At 68.9% G+C, this 22093-nt stretch carries 21 protein-coding genes and 1 tRNA gene; 14 read left to right on the top strand and 8 right to left on the bottom strand.

Annotation, left to right across the window (positions count from 1 at the left end):
- Window positions 1–105 precede the first annotated feature (105 nt).
- On the top strand, window positions 106–2583 hold the full coding sequence (locus tag B2515_RS00830) for a TIM-barrel domain-containing protein (RefSeq protein WP_414711349.1): 2478 nt from the start codon (window positions 106–108) through the stop codon (window positions 2581–2583).
- A 16-nt stretch (window positions 2584–2599) separates the two neighbouring features.
- A complete protein-coding gene (locus B2515_RS00835; protein ID WP_293872689.1) occupies window positions 2600–2911 on the top strand; it encodes a polyhydroxyalkanoic acid system family protein in 312 nt (103 codons plus the stop codon).
- An 11-nt stretch (window positions 2912–2922) separates the two neighbouring features.
- Here B2515_RS00835 and fghA read toward each other — a convergent pair whose 3' ends face one another.
- The 4 genes from fghA to B2515_RS00855 all read right to left on the bottom strand — a co-directional run bounded on the left by fghA (window position 2923) and on the right by B2515_RS00855 (window position 6215).
- The gene (gene fghA, locus B2515_RS00840) at window positions 2923–3759 is read right to left on the bottom strand and encodes an S-formylglutathione hydrolase (protein WP_293872690.1); all 837 of its coding nucleotides are present in this window, start codon (window positions 3757–3759) and stop codon (window positions 2923–2925) included.
- Window positions 3756–4625: a formyltetrahydrofolate deformylase gene (purU, locus tag B2515_RS00845; protein WP_293872777.1), complete on the bottom strand. Its 870-nt coding sequence runs from the start codon at window positions 4623–4625 to the stop codon at window positions 3756–3758. Before purU ends, fghA begins: the two co-directional genes overlap by 4 nt.
- Window positions 4625–5008: a VOC family protein gene (locus B2515_RS00850; RefSeq protein ID WP_293872691.1), complete on the bottom strand. Its 384-nt coding sequence runs from the start codon at window positions 5006–5008 to the stop codon at window positions 4625–4627. The genes purU and B2515_RS00850 overlap by 1 nt, the downstream gene beginning before the upstream one ends.
- 100 nt (window positions 5009–5108) lie before the next feature.
- Window positions 5109–6215, bottom strand: coding sequence for an S-(hydroxymethyl)glutathione dehydrogenase/class III alcohol dehydrogenase (locus B2515_RS00855; RefSeq protein WP_293872692.1), 1107 nt, complete (start codon window positions 6213–6215; stop codon window positions 5109–5111).
- A 115-nt stretch (window positions 6216–6330) separates the two neighbouring features.
- Between B2515_RS00855 and B2515_RS00860 the strand changes: the two genes are divergently transcribed.
- The 5 genes from B2515_RS00860 to B2515_RS00880 all read left to right on the top strand — a co-directional run bounded on the left by B2515_RS00860 (window position 6331) and on the right by B2515_RS00880 (window position 10555).
- Complete coding sequence (locus B2515_RS00860) at window positions 6331–7509, top strand: DUF1624 domain-containing protein (protein WP_293872693.1); 1179 nt, start codon at window positions 6331–6333, stop codon at window positions 7507–7509.
- A 66-nt stretch (window positions 7510–7575) separates the two neighbouring features.
- Window positions 7576–8229, top strand: a complete 654-nt coding sequence (locus tag B2515_RS00865) for a PepSY-associated TM helix domain-containing protein (protein WP_293872694.1) — start codon at window positions 7576–7578, stop codon at window positions 8227–8229.
- Window positions 8230–8238: 9 nt separating this feature from the next.
- Window positions 8239–8718 carry a DUF2271 domain-containing protein gene (locus tag B2515_RS00870; RefSeq protein ID WP_293872695.1) on the top strand — a complete coding sequence of 160 codons (480 nt, stop codon included), beginning with the start codon at window positions 8239–8241 and terminating at the stop codon, window positions 8716–8718.
- 11 nt (window positions 8719–8729) lie between these two features.
- Window positions 8730–9569, top strand: a complete 840-nt coding sequence (locus B2515_RS00875) for a DUF4198 domain-containing protein (protein WP_293872696.1) — start codon at window positions 8730–8732, stop codon at window positions 9567–9569.
- An 11-nt stretch (window positions 9570–9580) separates the two neighbouring features.
- Window positions 9581–10555, top strand: a complete 975-nt coding sequence (locus B2515_RS00880) for an FAD:protein FMN transferase (protein WP_293872697.1) — start codon at window positions 9581–9583, stop codon at window positions 10553–10555.
- A gap of 111 nt (window positions 10556–10666) precedes the next feature.
- On the opposite strand, the gene B2515_RS00885 is transcribed toward B2515_RS00880, so the two are convergent.
- Both B2515_RS00885 and B2515_RS00890 read right to left on the bottom strand, forming a co-directional pair.
- Window positions 10667–11311: a histidine phosphotransferase family protein gene (locus tag B2515_RS00885; RefSeq protein ID WP_293872698.1), complete on the bottom strand. Its 645-nt coding sequence runs from the start codon at window positions 11309–11311 to the stop codon at window positions 10667–10669.
- Between the two features lie 66 nt (window positions 11312–11377).
- Window positions 11378–11791, bottom strand: coding sequence for a M67 family metallopeptidase (locus tag B2515_RS00890; RefSeq protein WP_293872699.1), 414 nt, complete (start codon window positions 11789–11791; stop codon window positions 11378–11380).
- A gap of 17 nt (window positions 11792–11808) precedes the next feature.
- Between B2515_RS00890 and B2515_RS00895 the strand changes: the two genes are divergently transcribed.
- The 4 genes from B2515_RS00895 to mtgA all read left to right on the top strand — a co-directional run bounded on the left by B2515_RS00895 (window position 11809) and on the right by mtgA (window position 15643).
- Complete coding sequence (locus tag B2515_RS00895) at window positions 11809–12756, top strand: RluA family pseudouridine synthase (protein ID WP_293872700.1); 948 nt, start codon at window positions 11809–11811, stop codon at window positions 12754–12756.
- Between the two features lie 63 nt (window positions 12757–12819).
- On the top strand, window positions 12820–13725 hold the full coding sequence (gene rpoH, locus B2515_RS00900; RefSeq protein ID WP_293872701.1) for an RNA polymerase sigma factor RpoH: 906 nt from the start codon (window positions 12820–12822) through the stop codon (window positions 13723–13725).
- Window position 13726: 1 nt separating this feature from the next.
- On the top strand, window positions 13727–14959 hold the full coding sequence (locus B2515_RS00905) for a flavin monoamine oxidase family protein (protein ID WP_293872702.1): 1233 nt from the start codon (window positions 13727–13729) through the stop codon (window positions 14957–14959).
- Between the two features lie 9 nt (window positions 14960–14968).
- Window positions 14969–15643 carry a monofunctional biosynthetic peptidoglycan transglycosylase gene (mtgA, locus tag B2515_RS00910; RefSeq protein WP_293872703.1) on the top strand — a complete coding sequence of 225 codons (675 nt, stop codon included), beginning with the start codon at window positions 14969–14971 and terminating at the stop codon, window positions 15641–15643.
- 42 nt (window positions 15644–15685) lie between these two features.
- Here mtgA and B2515_RS00915 read toward each other — a convergent pair whose 3' ends face one another.
- Together B2515_RS00915 and B2515_RS00920 are read right to left on the bottom strand one after the other, a co-directional pair.
- Entirely contained in the window at window positions 15686–16009 is a 324-nt protein-coding gene (locus tag B2515_RS00915) for a YbaB/EbfC family nucleoid-associated protein (RefSeq protein ID WP_293872704.1), read from the bottom strand.
- Complete coding sequence (locus B2515_RS00920) at window positions 16006–17661, bottom strand: DNA polymerase III subunit gamma/tau (protein ID WP_293872705.1); 1656 nt, start codon at window positions 17659–17661, stop codon at window positions 16006–16008. Before B2515_RS00920 ends, B2515_RS00915 begins: the two co-directional genes overlap by 4 nt.
- A 119-nt stretch (window positions 17662–17780) precedes the next feature.
- On the opposite strand from B2515_RS00920, the gene recJ reads away from it, so the two are divergent.
- From recJ to B2515_RS00935, 3 genes are all read left to right on the top strand, one after another.
- Window positions 17781–19535 (top strand): single-stranded-DNA-specific exonuclease RecJ, encoded by a 1755-nt coding sequence (gene recJ / locus B2515_RS00925; RefSeq protein ID WP_293872706.1) that lies wholly within the window; start codon window positions 17781–17783, stop codon window positions 19533–19535.
- Between the two features lie 51 nt (window positions 19536–19586).
- Window positions 19587–19661, top strand: a tRNA-Glu gene (locus B2515_RS00930).
- A gap of 128 nt (window positions 19662–19789) precedes the next feature.
- A complete protein-coding gene (locus tag B2515_RS00935) occupies window positions 19790–22093 on the top strand; it encodes a chemotaxis protein CheA (RefSeq protein WP_293872707.1) in 2304 nt (767 codons plus the stop codon).

Consider the following 22093-nt stretch of genomic DNA (forward strand, 5'->3'; position numbering starts at 1 on the left):
GGCGTGCCGTCATTCCGGCGCTGCATACGTATGCCCTGTCCCGGTCGATTGACGCCGCCCGGGCGACTGCGCACAGCCCCGGCCAACAAGACCGGGAGAGACACGATGATGCGCGCGACCACGCTGCTGGCCATGACGGCCCTTGCCACGATCGCCATGCCTGCCATCGCGCAGGCGCAGGTGACCGCGCGTGCCGACGGCGCCGAGGCCCGGCAGGGCGACGCCACCGTCCGCGTCGTCGCGCTCACCGACAGCATCCTGCGCGTGCGCATCGCCCGCGGCGGTACGATGCCCGAGGATGCGAGCTGGGCGGTCGACAAAGACACGCGCGCGCAGCACGTCGCCGTCACCCCCGCCGCTGACGGCTTCGCGACCCGGGCGATGCGGGTCCGCTTCCTCGCCGACGGTCGGCTGCGCGTCGAGGACCTCGCCGGCACGCTCATCTCCGAAGACGTCGCGCCGATCGCCTTCGACGGCAAGGCGTTCACGCTCAAGAAGGCGATGCCGCAGGCCGAGCATTATTTTGGCATGGGCGACAAGACCGGCGGGCTCGACCGTCGCGGCAAGAGCTTCGTCCACTGGAATACCGACGCCTATGGCTTCGGCAGCGGCGACGATCCGATCTACAAATCGATTCCCTTCTTCATCGGTGTTGGCGGGGCAGGGGGCAGCTATGGGCTGTTCCTGGACAATACGTGGCGGACGTGGTTCGACTTCGGCCACCGCAACGACCGCGAGCTGAGCTTCGGCGGGCCGGACGGGCCGGTCGACTATTACCTCATTGCCGGCCCGACCACCGCCGAGGTGGTGCGCCGCTACACCGACCTCACCGGCAAGGCGCCGCTGACGCCGCAATGGGCGCTGGGTTATCAACAGTCGCGCTACAGCTACATGACCGCCGACGAACTGCGCGGCGTCGCGGCGCGGCTGCGGCAGGAACGTGTGCCGACCGACGTGCTGTGGCTCGACATCGACTGGCAGGATCGCAACCGGCCGTTCACCGTCGATACCAAGGCGTTCCCCGACATGAAGGGGATGATCGGCGCGCTGAAGCAGCAGGGCTTCCGGGTGGTGACGATCACCGACATGCATATCGCCAAGGCGGAGGGGCAGGGCTATGCACCTTATGACGACGGCACCAAGCGCGACGAGTTCGTCCGTCGTGCCGACGGCTCGGTCTATGTCGCGCCGGTCTGGCCCGGCCCCTCGGTCTTTCCCGACTTCACGCAAGGGGCGACGCGCGACTGGTTCGGCGGGCTGTTCGCCGACCAGGTGAAGATGGGCGTCGCCGGCGCGTGGAACGACATGAACGAGCCGGCGATCTTCGAAACGCCGACCAAGACGATGCCCGACGACGTCGTCCACCGCATCGTCAGCGACGATTTCGCCCGCCGCACCGCCACCCATGCCGAAGTGCACAACGTCTACGGCATGGAGAATACCCGAGCGACCTACGACGGCCTGCGCAAGCTCGCGCCCGACGAGCGGCCGTTCGTGATGACGCGGGCGAGCTATGCCGGTGGCCAGCGCTATTCAGTGACGTGGACAGGGGACAATCTGGCGACCTGGGAGCACCTCAAGCTGTCTATCCAGCAGATCATCAACCTCGGCCTGTCTGGCTTCTCCTATGGCGCCGCCGACGTCAGCGGCTTCGCGGGCGGGCCGGGCGCCGACCTGCTGACCCGCTGGTATCAGATCGGCGCCTTCTACCCGGTGTTCCGCAACCACAGCGCCAAGGGGACGCCGCGGGTGGAACCATGGGTCGGTACGCCAGACCATCTCGCCATCCGCCGCCGCTTCATCGAGGAGCGCTACCGGCTGATGCCCTATCTGTATGCTCTGGCCGAGCAGAATGCGCGCACCGGCGATCCGATCCTGCGCCCGGTTTTCTACGATTATCCCGCGGCGATGCGCATGTCGTGCGACCAGTCCTGGACGTTCACGCTCGGCCGCTCGCTGCTCGTCGCGCCCGCGCCCAACCCCGAACAGCCGCGCGATTACGACGTGTGCCTGCCGGCGGGCGGCTGGTACGATTACTGGACCGGCCAGCGCGCTGGCGTACCGCAGGAGCAGACGGGGCCGGGCCAGATCCAGTCGGCGACGCAGGCCACGGGTCAGGCGACAGTGCTCGGCGACCGGGTGACGGTGACGCCGCGGATCGAGACGCTGCCGGTGTTCGTGCGTGCGGGCACGATCCTGCCACGCCAGCCGCTCGTGCAGAGCACCGCGCAGGTGCCGGACGGGCCGTTGCAGCTCGACGTCTATCCCGGCGACGACTGTCGCGGCGACCTGTATGCCGACGACGGCCATTCGATGGGCTATACCCGCGGCGCCTTCCTGCGGCAGGCGATCACCTGCCAGATCGGCGACACCGGCATGACGCTGCGCTTCGCGGCGCGACAGGGGCGCTATGCGCCGTGGTGGAAGCAGCTGCGCGTCGTCGTCCATGGCTGGACGGGCGAGGGCGCGGTATCGGCGGCGCGCCGCACCGTGGCGGCGCAGGTGGATGCGACCGCGGGAACGCTCAGCTTCACCTTGCCCGACCAGCGCAAGGCAGGCGATATCACCATCACCCGTCGCTGACAGAAGAAGGACCATCATGGCCAACATCCCGTTCGACATCCCCCACGGCCTCGGCAAGGACGAGGCGCGCCGCCGGATCGAGGCGGGGCTGCCCAAGCTGGCGCAGCACATCCCCGGCGGCGGCACGGTGGAGGCGGACTGGACCGGGCCGGACACGCTCGCGCTGGCGATCGTCGCGATGGGTCAGAAGGTCGCAGCCGAGATGGTGATCGGCGAAGCGAACGTCGGCGGCACCGTCAAGGTGCCGATGATGCTCGCGATGATGTCCGGCCCGATCGCCGATTTCGTGAAGACCAGCGCGGAGAAGATGCTGGCGAAGCCGGCCTGACGCGGTCGGCCTTACCCCAGCCGCTCCGCGTGCCAGCGCAGGTGATCGGCCATGAACGTCGCGATGAAATAATAACTGTGGTCGTAGCCCGGCTGCATCCGCAGCGTCAGGTCGATCCCCGCCGCGGCGCAGGCGTCGGCGAGCAATCGGGGCTTCAGCTGTTCGGTGAGGAACTGGTCGGCATCGCCCTGATCGACCAGCAGCGCCGGCACCCGCGCGCCGTCCTCGATCAGCGCCACGGCGTCGTGCGCGCGCCATGCCGCGCGATCCGTACCCAGATAGCCGCCCAGCGCCTTTTCGCCCCACGGCACCTGCGAGGGCGCGACGATCGGCGCGAATGCAGACACCGCGCGGAACCGGTCGGCGAAGGTCAGCCCGATGGTCAGCGCGCCATGGCCGCCCATCGAATGGCCCATGATCGACTGGCGCGTCATGTCGGCGGGAAAGTGTTCGCCGATCAGCGCCGGCAGTTCCTCGGTGACGTAGGACCGCATGCCGAAATGCGACGTCCACGGCGCCTGCGTCGCATCGACGTAGAAGCCCGCACCCTGCCCGAAGTCATAGGCGGGATCGTCCGCCACGCCCTCGCCGCGCGGCGAGGTGTCCGGCGCGACGAAGATCAGCCCCAGCTCGGCGCATGCGCGGCGATAGTCGCCCTTGTCGGTGACGTTGGCATGGGTGCAGGTGAGGCCCGACAGATACCAGACCACCGGCAGCCGGGCGCCCTCTTCGTGCGGCGGCACGTAGACCGAGAAGGTCATCGGCGTCCCCGTCGCGGTCGAGGCGTGGGTATAGACGCCCTGCGTGCCGCCATAGGCGGCCGCCGTCGAAACCGTGTCGATCGTCATCTGAACACCAATGTCCTGTTGCCGTTGAGGAAGACGCGCCGTTCGCCAACCCAGGCGACTGCGCGGGCGAGCACCTGCGATTCGATGTCGCGGCCGATGCGGATGAGGTCGTCGACGCTCGCGCGGTGATCGACGCGCTCGACCGCCTGTTCGATGATCGGCCCTTCGTCGAGTTCGCCGGTGACGAAATGCGCGGTCGCACCGATCAGCTTGACGCCGCGGGCATGCGCGCGGTGATAGGGTTGCGCGCCCTTGAAGCCGGGCAGGAAGCTGTGATGGATGTTGATGCACCGCCCCTCGACCGCCGCGACGAGGCGGGGGCCGAGCACCTGCATATAGCGGGCGAGCACGAGATAATCGGCGCGCGTCTCCGCCATCAGCGCGACGATCGCCGCTTCCTGTCGGTCGCGGGTGTCGGCGGTGACCGGCAGGTGGTGCCAGGGCAGGCCGTGCCATTGCACCAGCGGGCGCAATGCATCGTGATTGGACAGCACGCCGACGATCTCGACCGGCAGCGCGCCCGTCTGCCAGCGGTGGAGCAGATCGTTAAGGCAATGCGAGCCCTTCGACACCGCGATCAGCACGCGCGGCCGGTCGTCGTTGGCGTTGAGGTCCCAGTCGAAGCCGAACGTCGCCGCGACCGGCGCCAGCGCCGCGCGCACCGCCGCGGGCTCGTCCGGGAAGCGCGCACCGCCGCCTGTGAAGACGACGCGCATGAAGAAGCGCCCCGTCTCCAGATCGGCATATTGCTGGCTGTCGAGGATGAACCCGTCGATCCCGGCGAGCGCGCCGGACACCGCCGCGACGATGCCGACCCGGTCTTGGCAGGTCAGCGTCAGGACCAGCGCGCGCGCCGCATCGGTCATCAGGCGGCGACGCGGTGCATCGCGCACACCTTGTTGCCCGCGGGATCGCGCAGATAGGCGAGGAACAGCGGCCCGAACGGTGACTGGCGCACACCCGGCGCGTCCTCGATCGCGGTGCCGCCCGCGGCGAGCCCGGCGGCATGCCATGCCTCGGCGGCCTCGGGAGAGGCGGCGGCGAAGCCGATCGTCCCGCCATTGGCATGGCAGGCCGGCTCGCCGTTGATCGGCCTGGTCAGGATCAGCCGCCCGCCGTCGTTCATATAGACGGTGCGGCCCAGCGGATCGCTCCGCCCCGGCTTGATGCCGAGCGCACCGAGGGTCGCGTCATAGAAGGCCTTCGACGCATCCATATCGTCGGTGCCGATCATCACATGGCTGAACATAGTCACTCTCCTGTTTATCGTTATGGTCCGTGCATGCCGGACCGGACCGTCGCGTCACCCGGAGCATGTCTGGCACAACACCAGCATGGGGGCTCTTTCCTCAATAGATCACGACGCTGCGAATGCTTTCGCCGGCGTGCATCAGGTCGAACCCCTTGTTGATCTCATCCAGCGTCAGCCGGTGGGTAATCATCGGGTCGATCTGGATCATGCCGTCCATATACCAGTCCACGATCTTCGGCGTGTCGGTGCGCCCGCGCGCGCCGCCGAACGCGGTGCCGCGCCAGTTGCGTCCCGTCACCAGCTGGAACGGGCGGGTGCTGATCTCCTTGCCCGCCTCGGCGACGCCGATGACGATGCTCGTGCCCCAGCCGCGATGGCAGCATTCCAGCGCCTGCCGCATCACGTCGGTGTTGCCGGTCGCGTCGAAGCTGTAGTCGGCGCCGCCGTCGGTCAGCTGGACGATATGGGGAACGATATCGCCGACCAGCTTCGGATTGGCGAAATGGGTCATGCCGAAGCGGCGGCCCCAGTCCTCGCGGTCGGGATTGATGTCGACGCCGACGATCATCTTCGCGCCGGCCAGCTTCGCGCCCTGGATGACGTTGAGGCCGATGCCGCCCAGCCCGAAGACGACGACGGTGTCGCCCGGCTGCACCTTGGCGGTGTGGACGACCGCACCGACGCCGGTGGTGACGCCGCAGCCGACGTAGCAGCTGGTGTCGAACGGCGCGTCGGGCCGGATCTTCGCCACCGCGATCTCGGGCAGCACCGTGAAGTTCGAGAAGGTCGAACACCCCATATAGTGGAAGATCGGCTGCCCCTTGTAGCTGAACCGCGTCGTGCCGTCGGGCATCAGCCCCTTGCCCTGCGTCGCGCGGATCGCGGTGCACAGGTTGGTCTTGCCGCTGAGGCAGGATTTACACTGGCGGCATTCGGGCGTGTAGAGCGGGATGACGTGGTCGCCGGGCGCGACGCTGGTGACGCCCGCGCCCACCTCGCGCACGATCCCCGCGCCCTCGTGGCCCAGCACGCTCGGGAACAATCCCTCGCTGTCGAGGCCGTCGAGCGTATAGGCGTCGGTGTGGCAGATGCCGGTCGCCATGATCTCGACCAGAACCTCGCCGGCCTTCGGTCCCTCGAGGTCGAGTTCGACGATCTCGAGCGGCTTCTTCGCCTCGAACGCGACGGCGGCACGGGTCTTCATCGGGATCACTCCGGGTAACTTCTGGCGACAGCGCGGTTAACGCCCGGGGGGGGCGGGAAGCAAGCACCGATCCCGAGGTTGATCTTGGGGTAATGCTATATCATAGCGCGGGATAATGACGATCGACACGCTCGCCACGCCCGTCCGCGCCCCTGCTGCCCGCACCGCCGCAACCGCCGCCCGTATCGGATCGATCGACGGCCTACGCGGGCTCGTCATGCTGCTGATGCTGGTCGATCACGCGCGCGAAACCTTCTTCTATGGCCATCAGGTCGCCGATCCGATGGGTCTTGCCGCGGTGACGCCGGGCCTGTTCTTCACGCGGCTGGCGGCGCATCTGTGTGCGCCGGTCTTCGTCGCGCTCACCGGCCTCGCCGCATGGCTGTACGGCGCGCGCCGGCCGGCGGCGGCGACCTCGGCGTTCCTGCTCAAGCGCGGGCTGTTCCTGATCCTCCTCGAACTGACCGTCATCGGTTTCGCCTGGACCTTCGCCTGGCCGCCGACTACCGTGTTCCTGCAGGTGATCTGGGCGATCGGCTGGTCGATGATCGCACTCGCCGCGCTCGTCCACCTGCCGCGCGCGTGGATCGCCGCGATCGGCGGGATCATCGTCGTCGGCCACAATATGCTCGATCCGGTCGCCATCGCCGACGGCCAGCCGGGCCATGTCCTGTGGGCCATCCTGCACGATCGCGGCTATATCGATCTGTGGGAGGGGGCGCGGGCGCGAACCTCCTATCCGGTGCTGCCGTGGGTCGGGGTGATCGCGCTCGGCTATGCGATCGGGCCGTGGTTCGCGGTGGACACGCCGGCGGCGGTGCGCACACACCGGCTGCGCCGGTGCGGTATGGTAGCGCTGGTCGCCTTCGCCGTCGTCCGCGGGCTGAACGGCTATGGCGATCCCCATCCGTGGCAGGTCGGCGATACCCCGCTCGCGACGGTGATGAGCCTGCTCAATGTCACCAAATACCCGCCTTCGCTCGATTTCCTGCTGCTGACGCTCGGTATCGGTGCGCTGTTGCTGGCGGCATGGCCGGCACGGGCAGGGCGCTGGCTGGCCGTGCTCGGCGGCGCGCCGCTGTTCTTCTATATCCTCCACCTCTACGTCCTTCACATCGTGCGGATCGTCGCGGCAAGGGCGGCGGGCGTGACCACCGCCGACCTGCCCGACGTCCCATCCGTCGCCTGGCTTTGGCTGATCGCCGCTGTACTGACGCCGCCGCTGTGGCTGGCGACGCGATGGTTCGCCGCGCACAAGCGGGCCAGCGGTGCGCGGTGGATGCGCTATCTCTGACAGGTGCGTATGATAATCATTCGCAAGAGAGTTGAACTGTTGTTCCGCCGCGGCTAGTCGAGGCGGGTGAGCCGCACCGAATCCGCCCCCAGACCCGTCGTCCGCAAGCGCAAGAGCAAATGGCGCGGCTGGTGGCTCAAGCAATTGCATACATGGCACTGGATGAGCGCGGCGATCTCGCTGGTCGGCATGTTGCTGTTCGCCGCGACCGGGATCACGCTCAACCATGCCGCCTCGATCGGCGCGACCCCGGTCGTCACCGACAAGGCCGGCACATTGCCTCCGCCGCTGCTGCGCGCACTCGCGAAGCCCGCTGCCGCCGATGCACCGTTGCCCGCGCCCGTCGCCGCCGCGGTCAGCCGCGCGGTCGGCCTCGATCCCGCCGGCCATCCCGGCGAATGGTCCGACGCCGACGTCTATGTGGCGCTGCCCCGGCCCGGCGGCGACGCCTGGGTCAGCATCGACCGCACCAGCGGCGCGATCACCTCGGAAGCCACCAGCCGCGGCTGGATCGCCTATCTCAACGACCTCCACAAAGGCCGCAACACCGGCGGCGCGTGGAGCTGGTTCCTCGATATCTTCGCCGGCGCCTGCATCCTGTTCACGCTGACCGGGCTGCTGCTGCTCCAGCTCCACGCCCGCCACCGCCCGACCACCTGGCCGATCGTCGCGGCCGGCGTCGTCATCCCGATCGTCCTGATCCTCGTCTTCATCCATTAAGGGGAAAATATGCGCCCATCGACCTTCGCGCTGATCGGCGGCGTCATCGCCGCCCCGGCGAGCGCCGCTACCGTCACCGTCACCATCCCCAAACAGGATGTCGCCGAATATCACCGCCCCTATGTCGCGATGTGGGTGGAGCCGGTCGGCGGCGGCGCGCCACGCACCGTTGCGCTCTGGTATGAGACGAAGAAGACCGGCAAGGACGCCGGCACGAAATATCTCGCCGACCTGCGCGCCTGGTGGCGCAAGGGCGGCCGCTCGATGACCGTCCCCGCCGACGGCGTCAGCGGCGCCACCCGCGCGCCGGGGCAATATACCGTCCGCCTGCCCGACAATCTCAAGCCCGGCCAATATGTCCTCAACGTCGAGGCGGCGCGGGAAACCGGCGGCCGCGAACTTGTCACGCTGCCGCTGACCGTGCCCAACCCGAATGCGCGTGCCGCCGGCAAGACCGAGCTCGGCGCGATCACGCTCTCCGCCCGCTGAAGGACCGCCCGATGAAGCCCTATGCCATCCGCCTGCTGGCCGCGACTGCGCTTATCGCGGCCCCGGCGGTGCTCTCCGCTCACCGGATGTGGATGCTGCCGTCCGGCACCGTCTTTTCCGGCACCGACAGCTGGGCGACGATCGACGCCGCGGTGTCGAACGACCTGTTCTTCTTCGATCACCAGCCGCTGCGCCTCGACGGGGTCAAGGTGTGGCAGCCCGATGGCAGCGAGGGCAAGCTGCAAAACGGCGCGACCGGCCGCTATCGCTCGGTGTTCGACGTCGAACTCGACAAGCCCGGCACATGGAAGGTGGCGACGCAGATGTCCGCCGTCATGGGCAGCTTCAAGGCGGATGGCGTCGAGAAGCGCGTCGGCGGCCGCGGTGGCCTGCCGCGTCCCGGCCAGCCCGCGCCGCTGACCGTCGCCGACATCCCCGCCAACGCCACCGAGGTGAAGCTGACCGAAATGTCGTCGCGCAACGAGGTGTTCCTCACCGCCGGCGCGCCGACCACGACGGTGCTCAAGCCGACCGGCAAGGGGCTGGAATTTGCGCCCGTCACCCATCCCGACGAACTCGTCGCCGGCGAGGCAGCGAAATTCCGCTTCCTGATCGACGGTAAGCCCGCGCCCGGTCTCAAGGTCACCGTCATCCCCGGCGGCAAGCGCTATCGCAACGACGAAGGCGCGATGAACCTGACAACCGGCGCTGACGGCGTGCTCACTGTGACCTGGCCGACTGCCGGTATGTACTGGCTCAACGCCACCGCGACCGACACCAAGACGACCGTTCCGCGCGCGACCGAACGCCGGATGACCTACGTCACCACGCTGGAAGTGCTGACCCCCTGAGCCCGCCCGCGATGCGGATCGCCTTGCCCGCGGTCATCGACCCGGCGGCGGTTGCGGCGCACGATCCGGCCGCGGCGGTCGTCGATCTCGGCGGGGAGACGATGGGGACGCGCTGGAGCGTGCGCGCCGTCCTTCCCGCCGGCATGTCGGTCGCCGTGCTCGAGGCCGCGATCGTCGCGCGCTTCGACGGCATCGTCGGCGAGATGAGCCACTGGTCGCCGACCTCGCTGCTGTCGCGCTTCAATCGCGCGGGCGCAGGAGAGTGGGCGACGCTGCCGCCCGATTTCGCGCATGTCGTCGCGCGTGGGCTGGCGATCGCCGCGGCAACCGGCGGTGCGTTCGATCCGACGATCGGCCGGCTGGTCGACCTGTGGGGCTTCGGTCCGTACCCGGTCGATGCGCCGCCGACCGACGTGGCGCTGTCGTCCGCGCTCGCTGCGGCGGGCTGGCGACGCCTGACCTACAGCGCTGGCGACCGCCGCCTGCGCCAGCCGGGCGGGCTGGCGCTCGACCTGTCGGGCATCGCCAAGGGGTTTGCGGTCGACGCCGTGGCGGACCTGCTCGCGCGGCGCGGCGTGGTCCATGCGCTGGTCGAGATCGGCGGCGAACTCATCGGCCGCGGCCTGCGCCCTGACGGCGAGCCATGGTGGGTCGATCTGGAGGTGCCGCCCGGCGGCACTCTGGCGCCGCTACGGATCGCCTTGCACGGCCTCGCCGTCGCCACCTCCGGCGACTATCGGCGCGGCGCCCACACCATCGATCCGCGCGCCGGCCATCCCGTGACCAACGGCATCGTGTCCGTAAGCGTCATCCACGCCGACGCGTTGACCGCGGACGCCTGGGCGACCGCGCTGACCGTGCTGGGGGTAGAGCTGGGGCTGGCACTGGCGGCGACGCACCGCATCGCCGGCCGGATCGTCACGCTGGTCGATGGCGAAACGCGCGAATATTTGACGCCAGCGCTTGATGCGATGCTGAGTAATTGACCCAGCCGACCTTGCCCCCACCGTTCGTCATTGCGAGCGCAGCGAAGCACGCCAGAGAACCGTATGACGCTCTGGATTGCTTCGCTGCGCTCGCAATGACGGGTGACGGGTTTATCCCGCGTTGAACACCGCGCCTAGGATCATGACGTTGTCCGCCGGCTCGCTGACCTGCACCGCGCCACCTGCCTGCGCGACCAACGTATGCACCAGATAGGCCGCCGCCGCGCGCGGGGTGACGCCGCCCGTGCGCTCGCCGTCGGTCAGCGTCTCGCGCAATTCCGGGTCGAGGATGATCCGTGGCCCCTCGATCTTGACCACGATCTCGAGCTGGCCGTTGTTCTCCTCGCCACCGACGTCGAGCGTGCCGCCGCGGACCAGCGCCTCGCTGGCGATCAGCGTCAGGTTCAGCATCACCTTCATCGCGGTCTTCGGCAGCGCCTCGCCCTCGACCCACCAGTTGAACGTCGTCCGCTTGTTGTCGACCAGCAGCCCTTCGATCGCGGTCTTCGCCTCGCGACTGTCGATCCGCTCGGCGAAGCCGCCGCCCGCGCCGAACGCCAGCCGGAAGAACTTGAGCTTGTTTGCGGATGCGCGCGCACTCTCGCTGAGCAGCTGGAACACCCGCGCGCGCATCTCCGGGTCGTTCTCGTCGCCAAGCAGTTCCAGCCCGTTATTGAGCGCGCCGACCGGCGACAACAGATCGTGGCACAGCCGCGAACACAGCAAACTCGCGAAATCGACCGGGCTGACGGACATTGGTATCCCCTGAACTCTCGGGCGATCTGTGGCCGACCCGAGTCGCGCTGGCAAGCCGCGCGCGGCTCAGCCGATGGGACGCGCATCTAGGGCAACACGCTCGAACCGTCCCTCGACCGGGCCGTCCGCGACCGCGCGCCACCCGCGCACCACGCCGCCCGCCGCGATCAGCCACAAGGCGCCGTCCGCCATCGCACTCTCTGCATCGCGCGGCGACGGCACCGCCACGCCGGTCGGGTGCGAATGATAATGGCCGACGATTTGCGGTCCGCCGGTCCGCGCCGCGCGATGTGCCGCCACCAGCGCGGCGGGATCGATCTCGAACCAGCGTGCCGGATCGGCGGCGACATTGCGGCAGGGCAGGGCGGCGGTGATCGCCTGCGCATCGCCGAACAACAGCCCGCAGATCTCCACCTGCGGGGACGCCGCGGCCTCCGTCAGGATTTGCCGGACAAGCTCGCTTGCAATCGTCACCGCCATGCCCACATCCCTAATCCATGGACCGGGGGGTTTCCATCATACAGGCGACGATCGCCACCACGGCCGACGGCTGGCGGCTGGATCGTGCGCTCGCCGATGCGGTGCCGACGCTGTCGCGCGAGCGGCTGAAGGTGCTGATCGCCAGTGGCGCGGTCACCCGCGACGGCACGATGGTGCGCGACCCCGCCAAGCGCGCCGCGGCGGGCGACCGGCTGTCGGTCGCGGTGCCGATCCCGACGCTGCCGCACAACGAAGCGCAGGATATTCCGCTCGTCGTCGCCTATGAGGACGAACACCTCATCGTGATCGACAAGCCCGCCGGGCTCGTCGTCCATCCCGCCGCGGGCAATCTCGACGGCACGCTCGTCAACGCGTTGCTTCACCATTGCCAGGGCAGCCTGTCGGGGATCGGCGGCGTCGCCCGGCCGGGCATCGTTCATCGCATCGACAAGGACACGTCGGGCCTGATGGTCGCGGCCAAGACCGACCGCGCGCATGAGGGGCTCGCCCGCCAGTTTCACGACCACAGCATCGACCGCCGCTATCGCGCCATCGTCGGCGGCCTGCCCCGCCCGGCGGAGGGCAAGGTCGACGCCCCGCTCGCGCGGTCGGCGACCAATCGCAAGAAGATCGCGATCGTGCAGGGCGGCAAGCGCGCGGTGACACATTTCCGCACGATGGAACGGCTGCGCGACGCGGCGCTGGTCGAATGCCGGCTGGAGACGGGCCGCACGCATCAGGTGCGCGTTCACATGGCCTCGATCGGCCACGCCTTGCTGGGTGACCCGGTCTATGGTAGAACAAAGGGTGCTCAAAAAGCATTGCTGGAAACCCTCGGTTTCCGCCGGCAGGCCTTGCATGCCGCGCACCTCGGGTTCATCCATCCGGTGAAAAGCACCGCTTTGGCGTTCGATAGCGATATGCCTGCTGACATGCAGGAACTGTTCACCGAGCTTCACGTATAGGTTAGAGCCGTTCGTCGCCGCAGTGCGGGATGAATGCCTCCGCAAAATAAGGGAGATCAGATCATGGCAGCACGCAGCAACGTCCCCGCGACGATTCCTGCCCTCGGCGGGGAGCAGAGCCTCAACCGCTACCTGTCCGAGATCAAGAAATTCCCCATCCTCACGCCCGAGCAGGAATTCATGCTCGCCAAGCGCTTCCAGGAGCATGGCGACACCGATGCGGCGGCGCAGCTCGTCACTTCGCACCTGCGGCTCGTGGCGAAGATCGCAATGGGCTATCGCGGCTATGGCCTGCCGACGTCCGAACTCATCAGCGAGGGCAACATCGGCCTGATGCAGGGCGTGAAGAAATTCGAGCCGGACCGGGGCTTCCGCCTCGCCACCTATGCGATGTGGTGGATCCGCGCCTCGATCCAGGAATATATCCTGCGCTCGTGGAGCCTCGTGAAGATGGGCACCACCGCGGCGCAGAAGAAGCTGTTCTTCAACCTGCGCCGGATGAAGTCTAAGCTCGACGCGTTCGAGGACGGCGACCTCAAGCCCGAGCATATCACCAAGATCGCTACCGATCTGGGCGTCGCCGAGAGCGACGTCGTGTCGATGAACCGCCGCATGGCGATGGGCGGCGATACGTCGCTCAACGTCTCGATGCGCGAGGATGGCGAGGGGCAGTGGCAGGACTGGCTGCAGGACGACGCGCCGCTGCAGGACAGCGTCGTCGCCGAGGCACAGGAGGCGGACGTCCGCCACGGCATGCTGGTGTCGGCGATGGACGACCTCAACGACCGCGAGAAGCACATCCTCACCGAACGCCGCCTGACCGACGATCCCAAGACGCTCGAGGAACTGAGCCAGGTCTATGGCGTCAGCCGCGAACGCGTCCGCCAGATCGAGGTGCGCGCGTTCGAAAAGCTGCAGAAGGCGATGATGCGCATCGCCGGCGAAAAGCGCCTGCTCGCCGCCGCATGACATGGGCCGCACCGTCGTCATCGGCGGCGGCGCGGCCGGAATCGCTGCTGCCCGTCGTCTGGACGACGCGGGGACGGAGGTGCTGCTGGTCGAGGCGGGTGATCGATTGGGGGGCAGAGCGCACAGCCTGAGCCTCCCTATCCCCGTCAAGCCGACCGTCGACCTCGGCTGCGGCTGGCTCCACTCCGCCCGGCGCAATCCCTGGACCGCGATCGCCGAGCGCGACGGCTTTGCGATCGACCGCTCCTCCCCTAATTGGGGCGAGCAATGGCGCGACCTCGGTTTCCCGCCCGAGGCAAAAAGTGCCTTTCGCGACGCTTATGCGCGTTTCAAAGCCGCCGCTCATGCCGCGCTCGACGGACCCGACCAGCCGCTCTCGGCCTTCGTCGCGCTGGATGATCCGTGGCGTCCGATGATCGACGCCATCTCCGGCTATGCCAATAGCGCGCCGCTGGACCGCGTGTCGCTGCACGACTGGGCCGCCTATGAAGATGCCGCGACGGACGACAATTGGGCGCTTCCCGCCGGCTATGGCACGCTCGTCGTCCACCATGCCGCGGACGTGCCGGTGCGGCTCGCCACGCCGGTCCTCCGCATCGATCACGGCGGCCGTACGATCCGCCTCGATACCCCGGTGGGCGTGATCGAGGCCGATCGCGTCGTGCTCGCCATTCCAACGACCACTTATGCTGCGCTTCGCTTCGACCCGCCGCTTCCCGCCAAGCACGATGCCGCCGCCGCGTTGCCGCTCGGCCTCGCCGACAAGGTGTTCTTCGCCGTCGACGCGCCCGAATGGCCGGCCAATGCCCACCTCATCGGCGCTCCCGACAGTGCCTGCACCGCCAGCCATCGCCTGTCGCCCTTCGGTCTGCCGATCATCGAAAGCTTCTTTGGCGGCGCCTGTGCGGAGGCGATGCCCGATGCCGCCGCCGCGACCGATTTCGCGCATAAGGAACTGGTCGCGCTGCTCGGCGCGTCGTGGCGATCGCGCGTGACGCCGCTGACGGCGACGCACTGGCGCGCCGCCCCGCATATCCACGGCAGCTACAGCCACGCCCGCGTCGGCCATGCCCCCGCGCGCGCTGTGCTGGCGGCGCCGGTGGACGACCGGCTGTTCTTCGCGGGCGAGGCCTGTTCGCGTCACGACTTCTCGACCGCCCATGGCGCCTACCGGACCGGCGTCGATGCCGCCGATGCCATCCTGGGCTTGCTGGCGACCGCACCCGCCCCGTAAGAGGCGGCGATGATCTCCATCCTCCGCATCCTGTTCAAGGCCGGCCTCGTATTCGTCGGCGTCAGCGTGCTGTGGGTCGGTATCTACCGCTTCGTGCCGGTGCCGTTCACCTGGACGATGGCGGGCGACCTGCTCGCCGGACGCAGCGTCACCAAGCAATGGATGCCGCTGTCCCAGATGGACCCCGACATGGCACGCGCCGCCATCGCCGGCGAGGATTCGCGCTTCTGCGAACACCATGGTTTCGATTTCCGCGCGATCGCCGGCGCAGCCTATCGCAACGCGCAGGGCGGGCGCATCCGTGGCGGTTCTACGATCAGCCAGCAGACCGCCAAGAACGCCTTCCTTTTCCAGGGTGGCGGCTATGTCCGCAAGGCTTTCGAGGCCTATTTCACCGTCCTGATCGAGACGCTGTGGAGCAAACGCCGGATCATGGAGGTCTATCTCAACGTCGCCGAGACGGGAATCGGCACCTATGGCGCGGATGCCGCGGCGCTGCGCTATTTCGGGCATGACGCGACCCGGCTGTCGCCGACCGAGGCGGGTCGCATCGCCGCGGTGCTGCCGCTGCCGAAGAAGCGCGCGGCGATCGATCCGCGCGGCTTCGTCCGGCGCCACGGCAACACGCTCGCCCGCTACGTCAGCACGGTGCGCCGCGCCGGACTGGACAGCTGTCTGAAGTAGAGCCGGGGCATTTCCCTCTCCCATTCGGAGAGAGGGCGCAGGTCAGAACGGCAGCTTGAAGCCCGGCGGCAGCGGCAGGCCGCTGGTCATCTTCGACATTTCGGCGCCCGACACCGCATCCGCCTTTGTGCGAGCGTCGTTAAACGCCGCCGCCAGCAGGTCCTCGAGCATCTGTTTCTCGGAGAGCTCGATCAGCGAATCGTCGATCGCGATGTTGATGATCCGCCCCTTGGCGCTCGCCTTCACCTTTACGAGCCCGCCGCCCGAGACGCCCTCGACCTCGATCGTGTCGAGCTGGTCCTGCGCCTTCTGCAACTCGCTCTGGACGTTCTGCGCCATCGCGAGGATTTCATCGAGGTTCTTCATGCGATACTCCGTTTGCCGGGCCAGGCTTCCAGTTCCGCTTCCGGGAAGGCCGCGAACGCCGCCTTCACCAGCGGCGTGTCGAGGATCGCCTGGCGCGTCGCCTCTTCATCGGCCTTGGCCTGCTCCCGCAAGGTAGGCGCGCCGGGCGCATCCTCCAAGGCGATCTTCCACACATGGCCGGTCGTCTTCTTCAGCGCGTCGGCGACGTCGCGCAGCGTATCCGCCGACATCGGCCGCGATCCGCTCAGGATCAGCTCGGGCGCGGCATAGCGGACGACGCGCGCGCCGTTGCTCAGCTGCGCCGCGACCGCGTGATGGCCGTTGTCCTCCAGTAGTTCGACCAGCCCGGCGAAGTCGGCGGGCGGGCCCTGCCGCTCGGCCGCGACCGGTGCAGCCGGGGGCGCGAGTGCCGCCACGGCCGCCGGTGCCGCTGCAATCCTGCCGCTCGCGATCTGCCGCGCGAGCTCGCCCGGATCAGGCAGGGTCGAGGCGTGGATCGCGCGCAGCAACGCCATTTCCGCTGCCTCGATCGGCAACGCCGCCTTGGCGACCTCGTCATGCCCCTTCAGGAACAATTGCCACAGGCGATGCAGCGCGGGGAAGGACAGCCTCGCGGCCCATTCGGCACGCGCGTTGCGCTCCTCGACGGGCTGCGCCGGGTCCTCGGCCGTGCCGACCTTGGCAAGCGTGATGCCGTGCACCGTCTCCAGCATCGCCCGCAGCACCGATTGCGGGTCGACGCCATAATCATATTGCCGGCGCAGGCTGGCGAGACTGGCCGCCGCATTGCCGGCGAGCACCAGCCCGAGCAGGTCGCGCACCGCACCGCGATCGGACAGGCCGAGCATCTGCCGCACCGCCGCCGCGGTGACGCCGCCGCCCTCCAGCCCGGCATGCGCGATGCCCTGGTCGAGGATCGACAGGCCGTCGCGCGCCGACCCTTCCGCCGCGCGTGCGATCAGCATCAGCGCCTCCGGCTCGGCCTCGACGCCCTCCTCCCTGCAGACGAAGGCGAAATGCCCGGCCAGCTGTTCGGCGGAGATGCGGCGCAGGTCGAACCGCTGGCAGCGCGACAGCACGGTGATCGGCACCTTGTTCACCTCGGTCGTGGCGAACAGGAACTTCACGTGCGCGGGCGGCTCCTCCAGCGTCTTCAACAGCGCGTTGAAGGCGTTCTTGGACAGCATGTGGACCTCGTCCACGATGTAGATCTTGTAGCGCGCCGACACCGCGGCATAGCGCGCGGCATCGATGATCTCGCGCACGTCGTCGACGCCGGTGTGGCTCGCGGCGTCCATCTCGATCACGTCGATATGGCGCCCCTCGGCGATCGCGCGGCAGGGCTCGCACACCCCGCATGGATCGATCGTCGGGCCGCCGCTGCCATCCGGGCCAACGCAGTTGAGCGCCTTGGCGATCAGGCGTGCGGTCGACGTCTTGCCGACCCCGCGCACGCCGGTCATCAGGAACGCATGCGCCAGCCGGTCGCGCTTGATCGCATTGCCCAGCGTGGTGACCATCGCATCCTGCCCAATCAGTTCGGAAAAGGTCTGCGGACGGTATTTGCGCGCGAGCACGCGATAGGGGCCAGAGGCAGGCGGCGTCGGCACCGCGGGTTGCGGCACTTCGCCCAGGTCAAAGGAATCGGCCATTGTCCCGCATATAGGTGGCGGACGCGCCGCTGTCGAAGGCTGGGTTTGCCGCCGCCGCGCACGTGGCGTATCGACCGCCTGGCGCCAGCCCCGCGCGCACACCGGAAACCCCAGCATCCATGACCCCCGTCCTCGGCGTAACGGAATCGATTCTCGGCCAGCCCTGGCAATGGCGCAGCCTCGCCGCCGACGGGCGCGACGGGTTCGGCACCGACGATCTCGTGACGCAGCTGCTGCTCGCCCGCGGTGCGCCGCGCGAGGCGCTCGACCGGCATCGCAACCCGTCGATCCGCGCGTTCATGCCCGATCCCTCGATCTTCCGCGACATGGACCGAGCCGCCGAACGGCTCGCCGATGCGGTGCAGGCGCGCGAGAGCATCGCGGTGTTCGGCGACTATGACGTCGATGGCGCGACCTCGGCGGCGCTGCTGATCCTCGTCCTGCGCGATCTCGGTGTCGAGGCGCGGCCCTACATCCCCGATCGCCTGCTGGAGGGGTACGGCCCGTCCGGCGACGCGCTCGTACGACTGGCGCAGGAGGGCGCCTCGCTGATCGTCACGGTCGATTGCGGCGCGCAGGCGTTCGAGGCGCTGGCGACCGCGCATGCGCATCCCGTCGACGTCCTCGTCGTCGACCATCACAAATGCGCCGCCGCGCTGCCGCTCGCGCATGCGCTGGTGAACCCCAACCGCCTCGACGAGGACGAGGGCGCGGCGCATGGCCATCTCGCCGCGGTCGGCGTCTGTTTCCTGCTCGCCGCCGCGCTGATCCGCACGCTGCGGACGCGCGGCTTCTTCGCCGACCGCGCCGAACCGCGGCTGATCGATCATCTCGATATCGTCGCGCTCGGCACCGTCGCCGATGTCGCGCAGCTGCGCGGGCTCAATCGCGCCTTCGTCGCGCAGGGGCTGAAGGTGATGGCGCAGGGCCGCAACATCGGTCTTGCCGCGCTGGTCGCCGCCTCGCGCCTCACCCGTGCGCCGACGTGCAGCGACCTCGGCTTCGCGCTCGGGCCGCGGATCAACGCCGGCGGTCGCGTTGGTCGCGCTGACCTCGGCGTCCGGTTGCTCACCACGCGCGACGCCGACGAGGCGCGGACCATCGCCGAGGAACTCGATCGCCTCAACGAGGAACGCCGCGCGATCGAGATGGAGGTGCAGCTCGCCGCCGACACGATGATCGCCGCCGACCGCCGCGTCGCGGTGGTCGCGGGGGAGGGGTGGCACCCCGGCGTGATCGGCATCGTCGCCGGGCGCCTTAAGGAAAAGCTCGGTCGCCCCGCGATCGTCATCGCGATCGGCGAGGACGGGCTCGGCAAGGGGTCGGGCCGCTCGATCGCGGGCGTCGACCTCGGTGCGGCGGTGCTCACCGCGCGCGAACAGGGCCTGCTCGTCGCCGGCGGCGGCCATGCGATGGCCGCTGGGCTGACGATCGCCGCCGACCGAATCGCCGCCTTCGCCGATTTCCTCGAGGAACGGCTCGCCGCCGGCGTGGATCGCGCGACGGGCGACCGCGCGCTGCTGGTCGATGCGGTACTCGCGCCCGGCGGGATCAATCCGCTGCTGGTCGAATCGCTCGACGTCGGCGGACCCTATGGCATGGGCTGGCCGGCGCCGCGGATCGCCGCCGGACCGGTGCGGATCATCAAGGTCGACGTCGTCGGCAACGGCCATGTCCGCGCGGTCGTGGCGGGCGACGACGGCCGCAGTTTCAAGGCGGTAGCCTTCCGCGCCGCCGACACCGCGCTGGGTCAGGCCTTGCTCGGCGCTGCGCCGCACCGCCGGCTGTGGCTCGCAGGCCGTGCGAAGATCGACGACTGGGGCAGCCGCCCCGCCGCCGAACTGCATCTCGAGGATGCGGCATGGGCAAATTGATGAACAGCCCCCTTGACCGATCGCCGACCCTCTTCTAGCAGCACCCCCGCTGGCCCCTTCGTCTAGCGGTTAGGACGCGGCCCTTTCACGGCTGAAGCACGGGTTCGATTCCCGTAGGGGTCACCAGCTTTCACTTCGACATGGCGAAAGCTGGTGACGGGCGGTGCGCGATCGCCCGTCCCGGATCGCCCTCCCCAGTAAACGGGGCCTTAACTCCTCCTCCGTCATGACCACCCGGCAACATCCGGGGACCCATGGACGACCTGCTGCAGGAATTTATCGCCGAGACCCGCGAAACGCTGGAAGCGCTTTCGGGGGAGATCGTCGCGTGGGAAGCCGATCCCACCGATCGCGCGCGTCTCGATGCGATCTTCCGCTTCGTCCACACGGTGAAGGGCAGCTGCGGGTTCCTCGACCTGCCGCGGCTCGCGCGGCTGAGCCATGCCGCCGAGGACGTGCTCGCCGCGGTCCGCGACGGCAAGCGCGTTCCCGACACCGCGCTCGTCAACGCCGTCCTGGCGATCGTCGACCGTATCGGCGAGATCGTCGAGGCAATCGATTCGGGTGCCGGGCTCGACGATTCGAGCGAGGACCTGCTGATCGCCGCGCTCGCCGAGGATGCCCGGCCCGCCGCGCTGGCGCATACCGCCAACGTGCCGCGGGCCAGCAGCCGCTCGGTGCGCCTCAACGTCGACCTGCTCGACCGGATGATGAGCGGCATGTCGGAAATGGTGCTGGCGCGCAACGAACTCGCCCGCCGCCTGCGCGACGAGGCGGTCGATCCGCTGGTCGAGGCGGCGCTGGAGCGCCTGTCGCTGACCGTCGCGGAGATGCGCGACACCGTTACCCGCACGCGCATGCAAAAGATCGACGCGCTGTTCTCTGCCCTGCCGCGGATGGTCCGCGACACCGCCGGGGAACTTGGCAAGCAGGTCGCGCTCAGCATCGACGGATCGGACGTCGAACTCGACCGCGAGATGATCGAGCTGATGCGCGATCCGCTCGTCCATATCATCCGCAACGCCGTCGACCACGGGATCGAGGCGCCGGCGGATCGCAAGGCGGCGGGCAAGCGCGAGGCGGGGCGGCTGATCGTCTCCGCCCGCCAGTCGGGCAACCAGATCCTGATCGAGATCGCCGACGACGGCCGCGGCATCGATGTCGAGCGGCTGGTGATCAAGGCGCGCCAGCAGAAATTGGTGCCGGAGGCCGACCTTGCCGCGATGGATGAGACCGCGCGGCTCGACCTGATCTTCCATCCCGGCCTGTCGAGCCGCGACACGGTGACGGCCATTTCGGGGCGTGGTGTGGGCATGGACGTTGTGCGCGCCAATATCGAGCATATCGGCGGGCGGATCCATCTGTCGAACCAGCCCGGGCGCGGGCTGACGATCGTCATCTACGTGCCGCTGACGCTGTCGATCATGTCGACGATCGTCGTCGGCGTCGGCGACCAGCGCTTCGCGATCGCACGCCAGTCGGTCGACGAGATCCTGCGCGTGCGCGGCGAATCGGTGCGGATCGACACGATCGGCGATGCGGCGGTGGCGACGGTGCGCGGCCGGCGCCTGCCGCTCGTGTCGCTCGGCCGGCTGCTCGGCATCGGCACGCCCGACGGCGAGGCGAACCGGACGCTGGCGATTATCTCGACCCGCGACGGCGAATATGCGCTGGCGATCGACGACGTCATCGATACCGAGGAACTGGTGGTGAAGCCCGCCGCCCCGTCGGTGATGGCGACCGGCGTCTATGCCGGCCAGACCCTGCCCGATTCCGGGCTGCCGATGCTGCTGCTCGACGGATCGGGGATCGCCACGATCGCCGGGCTGCGCTTCACCCGCATCATCGCGAGTGAGGACGAGGAGGTCGCCGGGGACCGCGTCGAGGCGATCCCCGCGCTGCTCTTCGAGGATCTGGACGGCCAGCGCCGCGCCCTGCCGCTCGCCGCGATCGACCGCGTCGAACCGGTGTCGACCGACGCCATCCGCCTGACCGCGGGCCAGTGGCGGCTCGCGATCGGCGGCGCGCTGGTGCCGCTCCATTCCGCCGCGCCGATCGGCGATCGGACCGAAGTGCCGGTGCTGCGCCTGACCGACGGCACCACCGAGATCGCCTATGCGATCGACGAACCGATCGAGATCGTCCAGCTGCCCGCGGAGATCGCGCCGGCGCGCGGATCGGGGCCGATCGCGGGCGTGGTCATCATCGATGGCGAACAGGTCGAACTGCTCGACGCGCACGCGCTCTTCTCCGCCGAATGGCAGCCGCAGGCGCGCGACCGGCTGTGCTGGCTGCACGTCGACGGCAGCGGATGGATGGAAACCTTCCTGCGGCCGATGCTGGAGGCGTCCGGCTATCGCTGCGTCACCCAGCCGCCGCGCGATGCGCCAGCGGACGTCGTGCTGACCATGGACGCCGACGCGATCACCCCGGGTATCGCGCGCCATGTCGTGCGCCTGCGCCGCGATCCGATCGATCCGGCGGGCGGCGCCAGCATCTATCGCTACGATCGCGCCGCCTTGCTCGAAGCGCTGGCGTGCGCCGTGGGAGGGCGCTGA

This window comes from Sphingomonas sp. UBA978, from assembly GCF_002292295.1.
Lineage (GTDB): Bacteria > Pseudomonadota > Alphaproteobacteria > Sphingomonadales > Sphingomonadaceae > Sphingomonas.